Annotated in this window: 14 protein-coding genes; 13 read left to right on the forward strand and 1 reads right to left on the reverse strand. The window is 51.7% G+C overall.

Annotated elements, in window-relative coordinates; all coding sequences use genetic code 11:
* Positions 1 to 188 precede the first annotated feature (188 nt).
* The 4 genes from HCN83_RS13655 to HCN83_RS13670 are packed head-to-tail and all read left to right on the forward strand — an operon-like array spanning position 189 to position 5,168.
* A complete protein-coding gene (locus HCN83_RS13655; RefSeq protein WP_168008244.1) occupies positions 189 to 1,397 on the forward strand; it encodes a M24 family metallopeptidase in 1,209 nt (402 codons plus the stop codon).
* Positions 1,398 to 1,420: 23 nt separating this feature from the next.
* Positions 1,421 to 2,623, forward strand: a complete 1,203-nt coding sequence (locus tag HCN83_RS13660; protein ID WP_168008246.1) for a cystathionine gamma-synthase family protein — start codon at positions 1,421 to 1,423, stop codon at positions 2,621 to 2,623.
* Positions 2,624 to 2,646: 23 nt separating this feature from the next.
* The gene (locus HCN83_RS13665; RefSeq protein WP_168008248.1) at positions 2,647 to 3,696 is read left to right on the forward strand and encodes a homoserine dehydrogenase; all 1,050 of its coding nucleotides are present in this window, start codon (positions 2,647 to 2,649) and stop codon (positions 3,694 to 3,696) included.
* A gap of 20 nt (positions 3,697 to 3,716) precedes the next feature.
* Positions 3,717 to 5,168 carry an aldehyde dehydrogenase family protein gene (locus tag HCN83_RS13670; RefSeq protein ID WP_343033736.1) on the forward strand — a complete coding sequence of 484 codons (1,452 nt, stop codon included), beginning with the start codon at positions 3,717 to 3,719 and terminating at the stop codon, positions 5,166 to 5,168.
* A gap of 53 nt (positions 5,169 to 5,221) precedes the next feature.
* Here the strand turns inward: HCN83_RS13670 and HCN83_RS13675 are convergent, their stop codons facing one another.
* Positions 5,222 to 6,133 (reverse strand): DMT family transporter, encoded by a 912-nt coding sequence (locus HCN83_RS13675; protein ID WP_168008249.1) that lies wholly within the window; start codon positions 6,131 to 6,133, stop codon positions 5,222 to 5,224.
* A gap of 147 nt (positions 6,134 to 6,280) precedes the next feature.
* On the opposite strand from HCN83_RS13675, the gene HCN83_RS13680 reads away from it, so the two are divergent.
* The 9 genes from HCN83_RS13680 to HCN83_RS13720 all read left to right on the forward strand — a co-directional run bounded on the left by HCN83_RS13680 (position 6,281) and on the right by HCN83_RS13720 (position 15,292).
* Entirely contained in the window at positions 6,281 to 6,457 is a 177-nt protein-coding gene (locus HCN83_RS13680) for an antitoxin VbhA family protein (protein WP_168008251.1), read from the forward strand.
* Positions 6,450 to 7,058 (forward strand): Fic/DOC family protein, encoded by a 609-nt coding sequence (locus HCN83_RS13685; protein WP_168008253.1) that lies wholly within the window; start codon positions 6,450 to 6,452, stop codon positions 7,056 to 7,058. The genes HCN83_RS13680 and HCN83_RS13685 overlap by 8 nt, the downstream gene beginning before the upstream one ends.
* Before the next feature lie 233 nt (positions 7,059 to 7,291).
* Entirely contained in the window at positions 7,292 to 8,068 is a 777-nt protein-coding gene (locus HCN83_RS13690; protein ID WP_168008255.1) for an alpha/beta fold hydrolase, read from the forward strand.
* Positions 8,065 to 9,660 carry a UDP-N-acetylmuramoyl-tripeptide--D-alanyl-D-alanine ligase gene (locus HCN83_RS13695; protein WP_168008257.1) on the forward strand — a complete coding sequence of 532 codons (1,596 nt, stop codon included), beginning with the start codon at positions 8,065 to 8,067 and terminating at the stop codon, positions 9,658 to 9,660. Before HCN83_RS13690 ends, HCN83_RS13695 begins: the two co-directional genes overlap by 4 nt.
* A gap of 21 nt (positions 9,661 to 9,681) precedes the next feature.
* The gene (locus HCN83_RS13700; RefSeq protein WP_168008259.1) at positions 9,682 to 10,887 is read left to right on the forward strand and encodes a D-alanine--D-alanine ligase family protein; all 1,206 of its coding nucleotides are present in this window, start codon (positions 9,682 to 9,684) and stop codon (positions 10,885 to 10,887) included.
* 253 nt (positions 10,888 to 11,140) lie between these two features.
* Positions 11,141 to 12,364, forward strand: a complete 1,224-nt coding sequence (locus HCN83_RS13705) for a PQQ-dependent sugar dehydrogenase (protein WP_168008261.1) — start codon at positions 11,141 to 11,143, stop codon at positions 12,362 to 12,364.
* 201 nt (positions 12,365 to 12,565) lie between these two features.
* Positions 12,566 to 13,597, forward strand: coding sequence for a sensor histidine kinase (locus HCN83_RS13710; RefSeq protein ID WP_168008263.1), 1,032 nt, complete (start codon positions 12,566 to 12,568; stop codon positions 13,595 to 13,597).
* Positions 13,572 to 14,204 (forward strand): response regulator transcription factor, encoded by a 633-nt coding sequence (locus tag HCN83_RS13715; protein WP_168008265.1) that lies wholly within the window; start codon positions 13,572 to 13,574, stop codon positions 14,202 to 14,204. The genes HCN83_RS13710 and HCN83_RS13715 overlap by 26 nt, the downstream gene beginning before the upstream one ends.
* Complete coding sequence (locus HCN83_RS13720) at positions 14,201 to 15,292, forward strand: HD-GYP domain-containing protein (RefSeq protein WP_168008267.1); 1,092 nt, start codon at positions 14,201 to 14,203, stop codon at positions 15,290 to 15,292. Before HCN83_RS13715 ends, HCN83_RS13720 begins: the two co-directional genes overlap by 4 nt.
* The last annotated feature ends 153 nt before the right edge of the window (positions 15,293 to 15,445 follow it).

Consider the following 15,445-nt stretch of genomic DNA (forward strand, 5'->3'; position numbering starts at 1 on the left):
AGCTTTTTTTGTGAGGAAATATAACGGTGCAAAAGGGTCAAACCATATGCTGGACGAGGGATTGTTGAAAGTGTATAAACCAGGTAGAAGAATGTTCATACAATTTGTACATCACATAAAAAGTCAGAAGAGACTATGATAAATAGTAAGAACAATCAAAACATTCAATCGAAAGAGGGTGGATGGACATGCTTCCTTTTGATATCCAGGAATATCAGGAGCGCCTTTTGAAAACGAAGGAGAGAATGGCCGAGCGGGACATCGAAGTGCTGCTCGTTACCGATCCGGCGAACATGAATTACCTGACTGGATATGACGCATGGTCGTTTTACGTGCACCAGATGGTTGTCATCATTATCGACGAACCGCAGCCGCTATGGATCGGCCGCTATCTTGATGCGAATGGCGCAAGAGTCACCACCTGGATCTATGATGAGAACATCATCGCTTACCCGGACTACTACGTTCATTCTGATGTATATCACCCGATGTCATTCATCGGAGAAATTTTAACGCAGATTGGACACGGCAACAGAAGAACCGGAGTAGAGATGGACAGCTATTACTTTTCCGCAAAAGCGTTTATGAAATTACAGCAGGCGCTGCCGAACGCTGTATTCACAGATGGAGATCTTGTCGTCAATCGTGTCCGTATCGTCAAATCCACCCAGGAGATAGCCTATATGGAGCGGGCAGCGCAAATTGCTGACAAGGCAATGAGCAGCGGAGTCGATAACATTCGAATCGGCAGCAGGGAAAACGACGCTGCCGCACACATTTACTACAGTATGATCAGCGGCACAGAAGATTACGGAGGTGATTACCCGTCGATTGTTCCGCTCATTCCTTCCGGAAAAAATACGGGCGTGCCTCACCTGACGTGGAGCGACCGTCCGTTTGAAGAAGGAGACTCCACGATCATTGAGCTTGCCGGCTGCTATAAGCGCTATCACGTGCCGCTGGCAAGAACGGTCACGATCGGGACGCCGGATGACCGGCTGCAGCAGCTGACTCCGATTGTGCAGGAGGGCATCGCTGCCGTGCTGGATGCGGCGAAGCCGGGAGCGACGTGCTCCGATATGGAGAAAGCGTGGCGCACGACGATCGGCAAATATGGCATTGAGAAAGAAGCCAGACTCGGCTATTCTGTCGGGCTCGGCTATCCGCCGGACTGGGGCGAGCATACAGCCAGCATCCGCCGCGGAGATGAAACGGTTCTGGAACCGAACATGACCTTTCATTTAATTCCGGCACTTTGGTTCGATCAGTACGGCATTGAAATTTCTGAAACATTGCGCATCACGGAAACAGGCAGCACCACATTTTCAAAATATCCGCGGGAGCTGATCGTCAAGCACCCTTTTCTAATGAATCAGCAGAGCGGTGAAATTTCGTAAATTACGTGAGGGAGGTTTTTAATATGAACAAAGAGACAAAGATGGGTACAAAGGCAATCTGGGCAGGAGAGCAGGACTACCTGGCATTCGGAGCGACGCAGGTGCCGGTCGTGCACAGTGTATCATACGGCTATGAGGACATGGATGAATGGTATGAAGTAGCTGTAGGCAATAAAAAAGGGCATATTTACGGAAGAAACACGAATCCGACTGTGGAGGCATTTGAACAGAAGGTAAAAATTCTTGAAGGAGCAGAGCATGCAACAAGCTTCTCAACAGGGATGGCTGCGATCAGCAATACGCTGAGCACGTTCCTCCGTCCTGGAGACAGAATCGTATCCATTAAAGATACGTACGGCGGAACAAATAAAATTTTCACCGAATTCCTGCCGCAGATGAACATCGATGTGGAGCTCTGTGATACAGGAGACCATGAAGCGATTGAGCGCGAAGTCGAAAAAGGCTGCAAGGTGCTGTACCTGGAAACACCGACGAATCCGACGGTTAAGATCACCGACATCGCACGTATGGCCAGAGCAGGAAAGAAAGCCGGCGCGCTTGTCATCGTCGATAATACGTTCGCAACACCAATCAATCAGAACCCGCTCGAGATGGGCGTCGATCTTGTGCTTCACAGCGCGACTAAGTTCCTTGGAGGACACGCAGATGCACTCGGCGGCGTGCTCGTTGGATCGCATGAGCTCGTTGAACAGGTTTATCACTACCGGGAGATTAACGGCGCTACGCTCGATCCGATGGCCGCCTACCTTCTGCTTCGAGGGATGAAGACGCTGAAGCTGCGAGTGGAGCGGCAGAACGAAAACGCACAGAAGGTAGCTGAGTACCTGCAGTCCGTTGATATGGTGGAAAGCGTCTTTTATCCAGGACTTGAGGAGCATCCGCACCATAACATTGCAAAAGAGCAGATGAAAGGATTCGGCGGCATGCTCAGCTTCAGCGTAAAGGGCGGAGTGGATACAGTCCGGCATCTCCTGCCGAAGCTTCAGTTTGCGAACCGGGCTGCAAACCTCGGTGCAGTGGAAACGATCGTCGGTCCGTCCAGAACAACAAGCCACGTAGAGTGTACTCCGGAAGAGCGCGCTGCCATGGGTATTCCGGAAGGTCTGATCCGCTACTCAGCGGGTATAGAGGATATCGAGGACCTGATCGGTGATCTGGAACAGGCGTTTCAGGCGCTGCCGAAGGAACTCTACACGAGCGTGTAACCCACGACAAGGAGGCGGCTTGAATGGCAGTAAAACTAGCATTTATCGGATTTGGTGGAGTCGGCCAGGCTCTTCTGCGAATCCTGCTCGACAAGGAAGCACAGCTGCGGGACGAAGAAGGAATGGAAACGAAAGTGGTGGCAGTATCAGACGTGATGAAAGGAGCAGTTTATCATCCGGACGGACTGGATGGCCAGCAGCTGCTCGATCTCGTCTCCAGCGGTAAAAAGCTGGATGAGTATGAAGGACAGGGCGTCACCTACGGACTGGACAGCATGGATTCGATTCGCAATACGAATGCGGATACGATCGTGGAAGTGACGTTTACAGACGTCAAAACTGGGCAGCCGGCCGCAGATCATTGCCGTGCCGCATTTGAACTAGGAAAAAACGTCGTCACGACGAATAAAGGCCCGGTAGCAGTCGCATATCGGGAGCTGCAGGACCTTGCTGATAAAAACGGCGCCTTCTGGGGCTTTGAAGGCACCGTCATGAGCGGCACACCGGCGCTGAGGCTGCCGCTGGATACGCTTCGCGGCAATACGATCAGCCGGATCAGCGGCATCCTGAACGGTACGACGAATTATATGCTGACAGAAATGGAAAAGGGCCTGTCTTATGAAGAAGCCCTCCAGCAGGCCCAGAACAACGGCTATGCAGAAGCAGATCCGACAAGCGATGTGGAAGGCTATGACGCGCGGTATAAAGCCGTCATCCTCTCCAACGTCGTGCTGGGTGTTCCGCTTGAAGCCGGAGACGTGTCCTGTAAAGGGATTACGGAGATAAAAAAAGAGGAGCTTGACCGGGCCAGAGCTGCCGGAAAAAGACTTCGGCTTGTTGCAACTATTGAGCGGACGGACAATGGTGTGAAAGCGTCCGTGGAACCAGTTGAGCTGGAGGACACAAATCCTTTAGCAGCCGTACCCGGCGCTGTGAATGCCATCCTGTATGAATGTGATCTGTCCGGACCTATCTTTTTAAGCGGTGCAGGCGCAGGCCTGGCTGAAACCGGATTTTCATTGTTGATCGACTTGATTCACGCAGAACGGATGAAACAAAAAGTGAACCAGTAGAAAGAAAGGCGGTGCTGCTTGTGCAGACGAAAGTGCTTTCAGCTAAAATGTATGCCCTCGGGGACTGGGTCAGTCAGGAAGAGACGTTTGACGTGATGGATCCGCAGAACAACGAAGTTATCGCGGTCGTGCCGAAGGCGTCAAAGGAAACAGTCCGCTCCATTATCGATGGCGCCGAAGAAGCATTCAAGGCGATTTCCTCATGGCCGGTTCACGAACGGATCCGCGTTATTCAGCAGGCGGCGGATTATGTCGAGCAGCATCACGAACGATTTGCCTATACGATTGCGAGGGAAGGCTCCAAAACGATCACCGAAGCACGAGGTGAGGCGAGCCGGGCGATTCAAACGCTCCGGATCAGTGCTGAAGAAGCGCGCCGGGTTAAGGGAGAAACGATCAATTTCGATCAGCGGGAAGGAAGCGAAAACCGAACGGGTTACTACTTCCGTTTTCCAATCGGTGTAGTAGCCGCAATCACGCCGTTCAACGACCCGCTTAATCTCGTCGCCCACAAGGTAGGACCTGCGCTCGCAGCGGGAAATGCGGTCGTCGTCAAGCCTGCAACTGTCACTCCGCTGAGTGCGCTACTGCTGGCAGAAGCGTTTGACGCAGCAGGGGTGCCGAGAGGGTTTTTATCAGTCGTAACCGGATCCGGACGTGAGCTTGGCGACGAGCTGGTGTCGCATCCGGCTGTCAAGATGGTGTCGTTTACCGGAGGCTCCTCTGCGGGGGACCGGATCGCGGAAAAAGCCGGCCGCAAAAAGCTCGGGATGGAGCTCGGATCCAATTCACCTGTGATCGTCCTGAATGATGCTGATCTTCATGATGCCGTGAAATCAACTGTTTCCGGAGCCTTTGCTGCAGCAGGTCAGAACTGCATCGGAGTGCAGCGGGTATTCATTCAGGATGAGCTGTATGAGGACTTTACTGATTTATTCGTCGAGCGGACGAAAGAGCTTCAAACCGGGGATAAATTGTCTGAATGGACGGATATGGGGCCGCTCATTCAGGAGTCCGAAGCAGAGCGGGTTGAACAGTGGGTCAATGAGGCAGTTGAAGCCGGAGCGGTCATCCTGCAGGGCGGAAAGCGAAACGGCGCCTTTTATGAGCCGACTGTGCTCGCCAACGTTCCGCACAGCTGCCGGGTTTATTACGAAGAAATATTCGGACCGGTCGTTATTCTCGAGAAAACGGCTAGTCTGCAGGAAGCGGTCACCGCTGCCAACGATGTGGATTACGGTCTCCACGCCGGCATCTTCACTTCCAGCATTGATCACGCCTTCTATGCAGTTCACCATCTGCACGTCGGCGGCGTTATGGTGAACGACAGCAGCGACTACCGCATCGACGAAATGCCGTTCGGTGGCGTGAAGCAATCCGGACTAGGCCGTGAAGGAGTCGCGCACGCCATTCAGGAAATGACAGAGCCGCGCGTCGTCTGCTTCAAGCTGACCCAGCCGTGGTCGGTGTAGAACAACGGAATACCGCAAAAAAGCTGTCCCGGAAGCGGGGCAGCTTTTTGAATTCAGGCAGAGCCTTTCCATTTCTGGGCCATTGGATGCGCCCGCTTCTGACGCTTCACAGTTAGAAGAACCGACCCGATCACAAGCGCCATCCCGGCTCCCTGCCACAGCGTAATGATTTCTCCATATACAAGCAGGCCGATGATGATCGCTACAACAGGTTCAACGGTAGAGAGAATAGCAGCCTTGCCTGATTCGATCCAGCGAAGCCCCGCGGTGTAGAAAATATATGCGGCGACGGTAGCGAAAAAGGCGAGGCCCAGTCCGGAAAGGACAACGCCGCCGGTGAACAGCTCCGCTCTCTCCCAAAGCCTGCTCGTTGGAAGCAGAAACAGGCTCCCGAATATCATCGAATAAGTCGTGATGGTCATCGCATGATAGCGCCCGCTGACGTATTTTCCGAAGATGCTGTAGAGCGCGTAAAAGAAGCCGGACAGGACGCCGAATACGATCATCGTTCCGGACGTTGACAAAGCGCCTGCCGGCAGCAAACCGACGGTAAACATACAGCCGAGCAGCATCAGAACAAGTGCCGCTCCTTTCCGGACCGTAAACGGCTCATTAAACGTGAAGCGGGAGATCAGCGCGACAAACACCGGGCCCGTATAAAGCAGGACAACCGCAAGTGAAATTGAGGCTCCTTCTATCACAGAGAAAAAGAAGTAGTTGAAAAAAGCTATGCTGATCACACCGGTGCCGATGAAAAATGGAAGATCCTTCAGTCTTACATGAAGAAGGCTTCTGTCATAAACGGACAGAAAAGCGAGCAGAAGCGCTGCGGAAAACGACAGGCGGATTCCGACGACCTCCCATGGCGTAAAGCCTGCGGCGTTTAATTCATTTACAAATAAACCGGTTGTTCCCCACAGGGCAGCACCGGCCATTACGAGTAAGTAAGCGGTTTTGGAAGTCATTGGCATCCCTCCTGCACGATACCCATTCTAATACGGCCCGCAGTAAAAAGAAAGCCCAATCTGAAGGCGGTATGAGCCGTTTGAAAGGTGAAAAAGAAGAGGAAATATAGTATAATAGAAGTAGCTTAAAACGGAGGCGATGTATCAGTGTCAAGAAGCAAGAAAGATATACAGTTTGCATTTCAGTCTGCCCGGGCGTCCCTGGCAGTAGAAGGAATGACGCTTTCGGAAAAACAGGAAGCTCTCGTTATCGACCAGTTATCCGGAAGAATGAGTGAAGAAGCTTTCGTGGAGCGTGCCCTGGAACTTTCCCGTCATGAGTAAATACCGGTCGGGTCCGTCAAGATACTGTTATCCGGGAACGGAAACGTTGCGCAATTATTTTCATATACGACGGGAAGAGCAGCTTCAGCGGCTTGATGCCATGCTGACATCAAAGCGGCTTGCTGAGCTCTCGCTTCAGCCGCTTAAGGGCGGCTGGGATTTTGCCCATTTATGCCGGATTCATGCGTGGATTTTTCAGGATCTGTATCCGTTTGCCGGCAAGGTGCGGCAGGAAAATATATCGAAAGACGGCTTTACGTTCGCGCAGGCAGCCCATATCGAGCAGAGTGCAGCTGCTCTTTTTTCTGCGCTCCAGCGGGAGAAATGGCAGTCGATGGACCGGCGCACGCTGGCGAAGTCGCTTGCGTTTTATTTTGCAGAAATGAACGTGCTGCATCCATTCCGCGACGGAAACGGCCGCAGCATCCGTGAATTTATCCGGGCGCTAGCCGGCCATGCGGGCTTTAGGCTTAACTGGGCCGATGCCGATAAGTCGGAAGTACTGGAGGCATCGATTCGCTCTGTGACGGACCCGGCTCCGCTCGAAGATGTATTATACCGGCTGCTGAAGCCGATTGATGGATCGGATCAGGCGACGTGACCTGCGGTGGAGATCATCCGCCGCTTTTTTATGTTTTTGTTTTCCTCGTCACCGGGTATCGGAACAGGCAGAAGCGGTATGAGAAAAAAAGAAAAATCCTTCGTGCTGAGCGTAACAGACAGCTTCTTTACGGCGTCCAACTATGGTAGAATAGACAATTGGAAAACGCACAGAAAAGCAGCACTCAAATCGAATCGTTTCAGTACGGATCTGCAGAGAGGAAGTTATGCACCATGTACATAGATTTAGCACACGGACGTCTGCACTATCATGAATCCGGCGAAGGCCGTCCTGTTATTCTGCTTCACGGATGGGGAGCAGAAGTGAAGACAATGATGCCGGTACATAAGGCGCTGGAGCCTCACTTTCACGTCTATACGCTCGATCTGCCCGGATTCGGAGAGAGTGATGAGCCGGATAAACCGTGGGACACGACTGACTACAGTCGTGCGCTGCGCGAATTTGTTGAAAAAACCGGAATAGAACAGCCGATTATCGCCGGACACTCCCACGGCGGGAGAACGGCGATTCATTATGCTGCCGAATACGGGGATGTGCACAAGCTGATCTTGATTGATGCCGCGGGAATTAAACCGAAACGAAAGCCGTCCTACTACGCGAAGGTATACTCGTACAAGACAGCAAAGCAGCTGCTGAAGCTGCCGGGACTAAGCCGCTACCGGGAGGATATTTTGAACAAAATGAAAGGTCGTGTCGGCTCGGCGGACTATAAGAACGTCAGCGGCACGATGCAGCAGACGCTTGTAAAAGTCGTGAACGATGATTTTCAGCATCTGATGCCGTCGATCCAGGCATCCACGCTGCTTATTTTTGGCGAACAGGACACGGCAACTCCTGTCAGTCACGGTCAGCAGATGGAAAAGCTTATTCCGGATGCCGGACTCGTTGTGTTGAAAAACGCCGGGCACTTTGCCTACCTGGATCAGCCGCAGCAGTTTAACGCGGTGCTTCATTCATTTTTAGAGAACGATAAAAGGAGGAGCTCATGATTTCAACTATTATTTTCTTTTTAGTCGCACTGACAGCATGGATCTTGCCTGTCACGTTAAAAGTAAAGCGCAGCGTGCACATGCTGCAGCTGAATTCATATCGCAACGAACGCTATGCCAAATGGATGTCGGAAAACAGCAGTAAAGTGTACTCTCCGGCCGAGATGCTCTATCTCGTTCCGCTCATTGTCCTGCTTTTTTCAAATTCAGACATCTTTATTCTCGCAGTTACTTCGGCCGTCTTCGTCCTTGTATTTGCCGCTTTTTACGCAGCACGGAAACCGGAAAAGAAAAAGCTCGTTTACACGCAGCGCGTTCAGCGGCTGTTCGGCGTTACGTATCTGATGTACGGGCTGATTGCAGCTGTTGCTACCGGCCTTGGTGCTTTTGTGAACATCGGATTTGCTGTCGCGATTCTACTTGTAACAGCCGTCTTCCCGTTCAGCCTCGTCAAGCTGACGAATCTGATCAACGAACCGATCGAACGAAGCATCAACCAGCGCTTCGTTGATGATGCCAAGCGGCTGATTCAGTCCTCACCGGATCTAAAAGTAGTCGGCATTACAGGCAGCTACGGAAAAACGAGCGTAAAACATTTCGTGGAAGCGATTCTGTCGTCGAAGTATAACGTGCTGATGACACCGGAGAGCTACAATACCCGTCTTGGGGTAACGCGGACGATTAATGAACAACTGAAGCCGTATCACGAGATTTTCATTGCTGAAATGGGAGCGAAGCAGACCGGGGACATCCAGGACGTCTGTGAAATCGTCAATCAGCAGTACGGCATTCTCACAGCAATCGGACCACAGCACCTGGATACGTTTAAAACACTCGACAATATAAAAAAGACAAAGCATGAAATCGTGGAAACACTGCCGGAGGGCGGTGTGGCAGTCCTGAATAAGGACGACGAAAACATCATGTCCTACGAGGCTAAAAATCCGGCGAGACGCGTTTATTACGGCGTTGAGCGGACGGATGTGGATATTCATGCCGGAGATATCGGATACAGCTCAAAAGGGATGACGTTTACTGTCACCCTGAAAGACGGCACAACTGAACATTTCCGCACGAGGCTGCTCGGAAAGCACAACATTTACAATGTGCTCGCAGCTATCGCGATCGGGCTGGAAATGGGCATGACGCTGCAGCAGATGGCAGTACCGGTGAAAAACCTTCCGCCGGTGAAACACCGACTGGAGCTGAAGCCGGCGAATGGAAATATTACGATCATTGACGACAGCTTTAACTCCAATCCGGTCGGCTCGAAGATGGCCGTTGAAGTTCTTGGTAAAATGGACGGCTTCCGCATGCTTGTAACACCGGGAATGATCGAGCTTGGCGATCAGGAGTACGAGTTGAATAAAACGCTGGCTCTCCACGCCGCTGAGAACTGCGACTATGTTATTCTCGTCGGGAAAAAGCAGACGAAACCGCTTCAGGACGGACTTGCCGAAGCTAACTATCCGGAATCTCAGTTTTATGTCGCAGCTGATTTGAATGATGCGATTCAGCATATGCACGAAAAAGCACAGGCAGATACAATCGTTCTGTTGGAAAACGATCTGCCGGATACGTTCAACGAATAGACGAAGATGGGGGATGGAAGGATGAAAACACGCGTAGCGGTAATATTCGGCGGGGTATCCGTTGAACATGAGGTATCGGTTATATCAGCCCTGCAGGCTATTCAAAATATGGATGAATCGAAATACGAGATCACCCCGGTTTACATTGCAAAGGACCGCGTCTGGTATACAGGAGATAACCTGCTTGATATTGAGAATTATAAAGACTTGAAGAAGCTGTTTCAGGAAGCACAGAAAATGTCGATGCAGCGGACGACAGACGGCCGTGTCATTATCAACAAAGAGCCGCGCCCACGGTTTGGAAAAGCAGAAATCGCAGAAATTGACGTTGCCTTCCCTGTCATCCACGGTACGTTCGGCGAAGACGGTGTGCTGCAAGGCTATCTCGAGCTTCTCAATCTGCCGTATGTCGGCTGTGATGTAATGAGCTCCGGATCTGGTATGGACAAAGTTCAGATGAAGCGTATTTACCGGGACGCAGGACTGCCCGTACTTGATTTTGTCACGTTTTATTCGACCCAGTGGAACGAGGAAACGTCCGTCTGGCTGGAACGGATTGAATCAAGCATTCCGTATCCGGTGATCGTTAAGCCGGCTAACCTCGGGTCAAGCGTCGGCATCAGCAAAGCAGCCGACCGGGAGGAGCTCGAGGAGGCAATCGATCTGGCCCAGCGGTTTGCCCAGAAAATTGTCGTCGAACCGATGGTGCAGAACATGACGGAAGTAAACTGCTCTGTCGTCGGTGACACAGAGCACGTTGAATCCTCGGTCTGTGAGCAGGTGCTTGGAACGGATGAATTTCTTTCATACGAAGACAAGTACGCCGGCAGCAGCTCGAAAAATGGCGGCGCGAGCAAAGGGATGGAATCCACGAACCGGATTATTCCGGCAGAAATCGGGGATAAGATGACTGCTGAAGTGAAGCGCCTTGCAGAGGAATCGTTCCGTACACTCGGAGCGAGCGGTGTTTCCCGGATCGACTTTATCATCGATAACGACCAGGAAAAAGTATACATCAATGAAATCAATACGATTCCTGGATCACTCTCCTTTTACTTGTGGGAGCCGGCAGGAAAATCGTACCGCCAGCTGACCGATCAGCTGATCCAGCTCGCACTGAAACGCGAGCGGGAGCGCGGACGTCTGATGTATTCGATCGATTCCAACCTGTTCTCTCTGCAGCAGGGCGGATCGAAAGGCAGCAAAGGCGGTTCATCGAAACGATAAAAGTAAATCAGCTGAAACCGCCCGGGGAACCGGGCGGTTTTTCAGATTGTCGATACCGTTTTATGTCTGAATAACCTTGCATCTGCGGATCCTCGATTTCCGGAGGAGCGGCCTTGCCTTCCCTCCTTCTGTGCGCCGGATTTTGCCTCGTTTTAATTCTCCCGGAGTCCGTTCACTTTGCTTCCTCCGCTTTTCTTTTGACCAGGGGCGAAATCGGGTAAAGAAACACAGATACAGATAAAGGAGTGTTTGCATGAAGAAAGCGTGGGTCATGTCGGCCGTTGTGCTTCTTGCTGCCTGTCAGGGCGGGGAAGAAAACAATGTGACGATCAATGACGATACAGAAATTGAGGATGAGAACGGAAATGCAGCAGAAAACACCGAGCCGGAGAACAGCGAAATCGAAAACGATGAAAACGATGAGAATGAAGCCAATGAAGATAACGAAGCAAATGATGAAGCAGAGACCGCCGGTGATGGCGCTGATCAGATATCCCTGCTCGGTACAGGTACAGAGGACTGGGACGTTGAAATCGTCGCAGACAACCTGGACAGCCCCTGGTCGATCGCTGTTTATGATGAAGAAACCTTTATGCTTACAAGCCGGGAAGGAATGCTTCTGGAAATTTCAGATAGCAGCGTAACGGAAGTCGAGCTTGATACATCGGATGCAACTGTACAGGAAGGGGAAGGAGGGCTGCTTGGATTTGTTCCGTCTGAATCTGATGACGACAGCGCCTTTATTTACTATACGTATGAGAGCGGCGGCGAGCTGTTGAATAAAATCGCGCAAATAGAGCGGACCGAGGATAACTGGGAGGAGACAGAGGTCCTGCTGGATGAAATTGAAGGAGCCAGGACACATAACGGAGGCAGGCTGGCGATCGGACCAGACGACATGCTTTACGCAACGACAGGAGATGCGGAAGTGACAGAATGGTCACAGGATCCGGATGTGCTTGCAGGAAGCATTCTGCGTATGACGACAGAAGGGGACGTCCCGGACGATAATCCGATGGACGACTCCTACGTATACAGCTACGGACACCGGAATCCGCAAGGTATGGCCTGGGCGGAAGACGACACGATGTACAGCTCGGAGCACGGGGCGCAGGCGCTGGATGAAATCAATATCATCGAAGCTGGAAACAATTACGGCTGGCCGGTCATTGAAGGCGATGAATCAGAGGAGGGAATGGAAGAGCCGCTCGTCCATTCCGGAGATGACACGTGGGCTCCGTCCGGAACTGCTATGTGGCAGGAGGAAGAGCTTGTCATGACGGGTCTGCGCGGTCAGAGTCTCTATGTTCTCGATGAGGAAAATGAATCCGTCGACATCGTGTTTGAAGGTGAAGGAAGGTTGCGTGACGTGATGTATCATGAGGGTGCACTCTATCTTCTCACAAACAATACCGATGGGCGCGGTGACCCTCAGGAGAACGACGATCGTCTGCTGCGGCTTACCCCCGGGCAGTGAAGGCACGAATGAGCTGCAAGCTGCCACACTTATTCCCGACGAAGAGCCGTGCATAACGGCTCTTTTTTTATGAAATGAAAATTAGCATCATAGAATGTTTCATATTTTGAGTCGAAGTGCTTAAAGGAGTTTGGGACAATCCTATTGAACAGGTCCCTTGTTCCTGCTAAAATTTAGAAAGACGAACAACAGGAGGTCCTCATGCTGTCAACCGTTCAGAAGCAGGTCGTGCAGCAGCTGCAGCTTGCTCATTCAAAAAAAGGGCTGATGGCTGTGTTTCAAGCTTACGTCGATGCTACATTCCCGGCCGGGGAGCCGATTCTTACTGCTCCCCTGCATCAAAACGCTCCGCTTCATCCTGACGCCTTTTTTTATCGAACCGCGCTGGACGACCATCCATCCGGCAAGCCTGCGGTTGTGCAGGTGAAAGACCGGACTGGGGACGATGCACGATTTCAGCTCATCCCGCTCTACGAATCAGACGGGAGCAGGTGGGAAGTGTTGACGCGTTCAACGTGCTGGTATCCGGTCGTTCGTTGGAAGCAGTATCAGCTGCAGCAAATGGCCGATGTTTTTTTCCTGAGAATGCAGGCTGTAGAGGATCGGGAACGAGCCGTAAAAAAGGCAGAGGATGCAGCCTTGATTCGAGCATCCCAGGCGGTACACCACACGATTTCACAAAAGCTGTTCTTCTTATCGGCGCTCCTGTTTCAACTGAAGCAGCAGGAGCAGCCGGATACTGAAACGATGGAAAAACGACTGCATGAGCTGCAAAAAGAGGCGCGGGATCTCATCGCTGATCTTCGCGGTGATAAGGAACGGCTCGACCCCGCGCTGCTGCTGAAGCAGACGCTTGAAACGATCTGCGCAGATCAGCAGCTGATGCCCGTTTTTTCGGCAGAGGGAACAGCGGTGCGGGAACGTCCGGAAATCAAGGAAGCTGTTTTTTACATAGGAGAAGAACTCATGGCCAACGCGGCAAAGCACAGCGGAGCTGACACGCTGCACGTTACGGTGACAGTAAACCCGGTGCAGTGGGAGCTTGTCGTGCGGGATGATGGACGAGGGATACGCAACCGAGACGGAGCCGGCTACGGACTAACCGGAATTCGGCAGAGACTCGAGAAGCTCGGTGGAACGCTGAAGCTGGAACATCACGACGGTACCGCAGCTTTTGTAACCATACCAAGAAGAGGAGGGACCTGGCATGTGCAGACTGCTTTTAGCGGATGACCATCAGGTTGTACGGGACGGAATGAAGATGATTGTGGAGTCCAGAGAGGGATTTACAACAGTCGGAGAAGCGGCTGACGGCGCCGAGCTTTTAGAAAAGGCGCTGACTGTTAAGCCGGATGTAATTTTATCTGATTTAAAAATGCCGGGTCCTTCTGTCATTGACAGTGCCTTAAAACTAAAGGCAGCACTCCCCGACGTGAAGCTGATCGTGCTGACCGCTTATGATGAACAGGGCGATGTGTCCCGTGCCATGCAGAATCAGATTGACGGCTACATTATGAAGGATACGCCGCCGGATCGGATTTTATCGACAGTGGAAATGGTGCTCAACGGCTTTACCTGCTTTCAGCCGCAGGTAGAGAAGCTGCAGGAAACAGAAACGCTCTCCTTTACACCGAGAGAGAAAGAAGTATTTGCCTGTATTGTAGAAAATTATTCCAATCAGGAAATAGCAGAAAAGCTGTTTGTCTCTGAAACGACAGTGAAAAGCCACGTCAGGCAGGTGCTGAAAAAAACCGGCCAGCCGAATCGCTCTCAGGCCGTTCTTCACGTATTGAAGCACAACCTGATCGATTTTAACCGGCTGAAAGAGAATGCCGGATGATTCGAAAAGCAAATGAAGAGCTGCGCTTGAAAATTATCTTCTGGGGAGCCTTGATTGTCACGATCGCGTCAGGGCTCATTGCAGCAGAAAGGCTGTATACGGAGACTCGTGACGTTTCCGGACGGGAGCTTTTGCTCGTCACCGGTCTTTCCTGGGGAGCAGCCCTGCTATACCGCTCTGCAGCACGTACAGCCTGGTCTGTTTATTTTTATCCTGCTGTTTTGCTCAGCTACTTTAAACTGATTATGCATCTGGAGCCGTTTCCGGACCATGCAGTATGGGTTTACCTGCCGTTATTTCCGCTTATCGCGGCACTTGGATTAACTGCCCGGCCGTTCTGGATCTGGACTTCTGTGTATGGGGTCTTTTACGGCCTCTATGCTTTTTATGAAGCACCGGCTGTTTTAGGCGGTCACGCCGCCTACTTGGTTTTGTTTCTGATCAGCACCGTGCTTGGACGCATTATCGTACATAAGATGGACTGCCTGCATGATCGCTTTCGGGAGTCGGTTATTTCCGAGAAAAACACGTTCGTACTGGCATTGTTTGAGAATTTGATTCCGACTGTTGAGCAGCGGACACAGGTGCCGAGGTCGGAAATCAGACAAATGGCGCTGATGCTGCATGATATGCAGACGAAAGAAACGACGCTGGAGTGGTGGGAAGCAGATTTCATCGCGCATGCCCACTATGCGAGCCGGCTTGCGCTGCCGGATTACCTGTATGAAAAAAAGGATGCGCTTTCCGAACAAGAGCAGCTCGTCGTACAGGAACACGTCCACTTTGCCGTAGATATGATGCCGGCAGAAGAGCGGATGCAGAATGTGCGTGCCGTTCTGCTTCAGCACCATGAACGAATTGACGGCAGCGGATACCCGCATGCACTGACAGAAAGGGAAATAGATGAGCGTGCTCAGATGCTCGGATTAATTGAAACCTATCTGTCCATGCGAAACGGGCGTGCCTACCGCGCTCCGATGACAGAAGCAGACGCCGTCCGGACCGTTTGCAAAGAGTTAGACGGCAAACTAAACGGCCGACTGCTCCGCACCTTTCAAGAGAACATGAAGAAGCAAGCCTCTGCCTGAAATTAGGCAGAGGCTTTCAGAGTGTTGATAAAGTCATTTTAAGTGAATAACGTTGCATCTGCCTGTATCTGCGGACACTCGCTTTCCGGAGGGAACGGGCTCAGCTAACCGCTTCCTCCTGCTGTCGGAAGCGCTGGATCTTCGCCTCGTTCT

Source organism: Alkalicoccus luteus, from assembly GCF_012034335.1.
GTDB lineage: Bacteria > Bacillota > Bacilli > Bacillales > Salisediminibacteriaceae > Alkalicoccus > Alkalicoccus luteus_A.

Excerpts from the sequence above, each read along its gene's own strand:
- HCN83_RS13655 (WP_168008244.1), top strand. The coding sequence starts at position 189 with ATGCTTCCTTTTGATATCCAGGAATATCAGGAGCGCCTTTTGAAAACG.
- HCN83_RS13660 (WP_168008246.1), top strand. The coding sequence starts at position 1,421 with ATGAACAAAGAGACAAAGATGGGTACAAAGGCAATCTGGGCAGGAGAG.
- HCN83_RS13665 (WP_168008248.1), top strand. The coding sequence starts at position 2,647 with ATGGCAGTAAAACTAGCATTTATCGGATTTGGTGGAGTCGGCCAGGCT.
- HCN83_RS13675 (WP_168008249.1), bottom strand. The coding sequence starts at position 6,133 with ATGACTTCCAAAACCGCTTACTTACTCGTAATGGCCGGTGCTGCCCTG.
- HCN83_RS13685 (WP_168008253.1), top strand. The coding sequence starts at position 6,450 with ATGAGTAAATACCGGTCGGGTCCGTCAAGATACTGTTATCCGGGAACG.
- HCN83_RS13690 (WP_168008255.1), top strand. The coding sequence starts at position 7,292 with ATGTACATAGATTTAGCACACGGACGTCTGCACTATCATGAATCCGGC.
- HCN83_RS13695 (WP_168008257.1), top strand. The coding sequence starts at position 8,065 with ATGATTTCAACTATTATTTTCTTTTTAGTCGCACTGACAGCATGGATC.
- HCN83_RS13700 (WP_168008259.1), top strand. The coding sequence starts at position 9,682 with ATGAAAACACGCGTAGCGGTAATATTCGGCGGGGTATCCGTTGAACAT.
- HCN83_RS13705 (WP_168008261.1), top strand. The coding sequence starts at position 11,141 with ATGAAGAAAGCGTGGGTCATGTCGGCCGTTGTGCTTCTTGCTGCCTGT.
- HCN83_RS13710 (WP_168008263.1), top strand. The coding sequence starts at position 12,566 with ATGCTGTCAACCGTTCAGAAGCAGGTCGTGCAGCAGCTGCAGCTTGCT.
- HCN83_RS13715 (WP_168008265.1), top strand. The coding sequence starts at position 13,572 with ATGTGCAGACTGCTTTTAGCGGATGACCATCAGGTTGTACGGGACGGA.
- HCN83_RS13720 (WP_168008267.1), top strand. The coding sequence starts at position 14,201 with ATGATTCGAAAAGCAAATGAAGAGCTGCGCTTGAAAATTATCTTCTGG.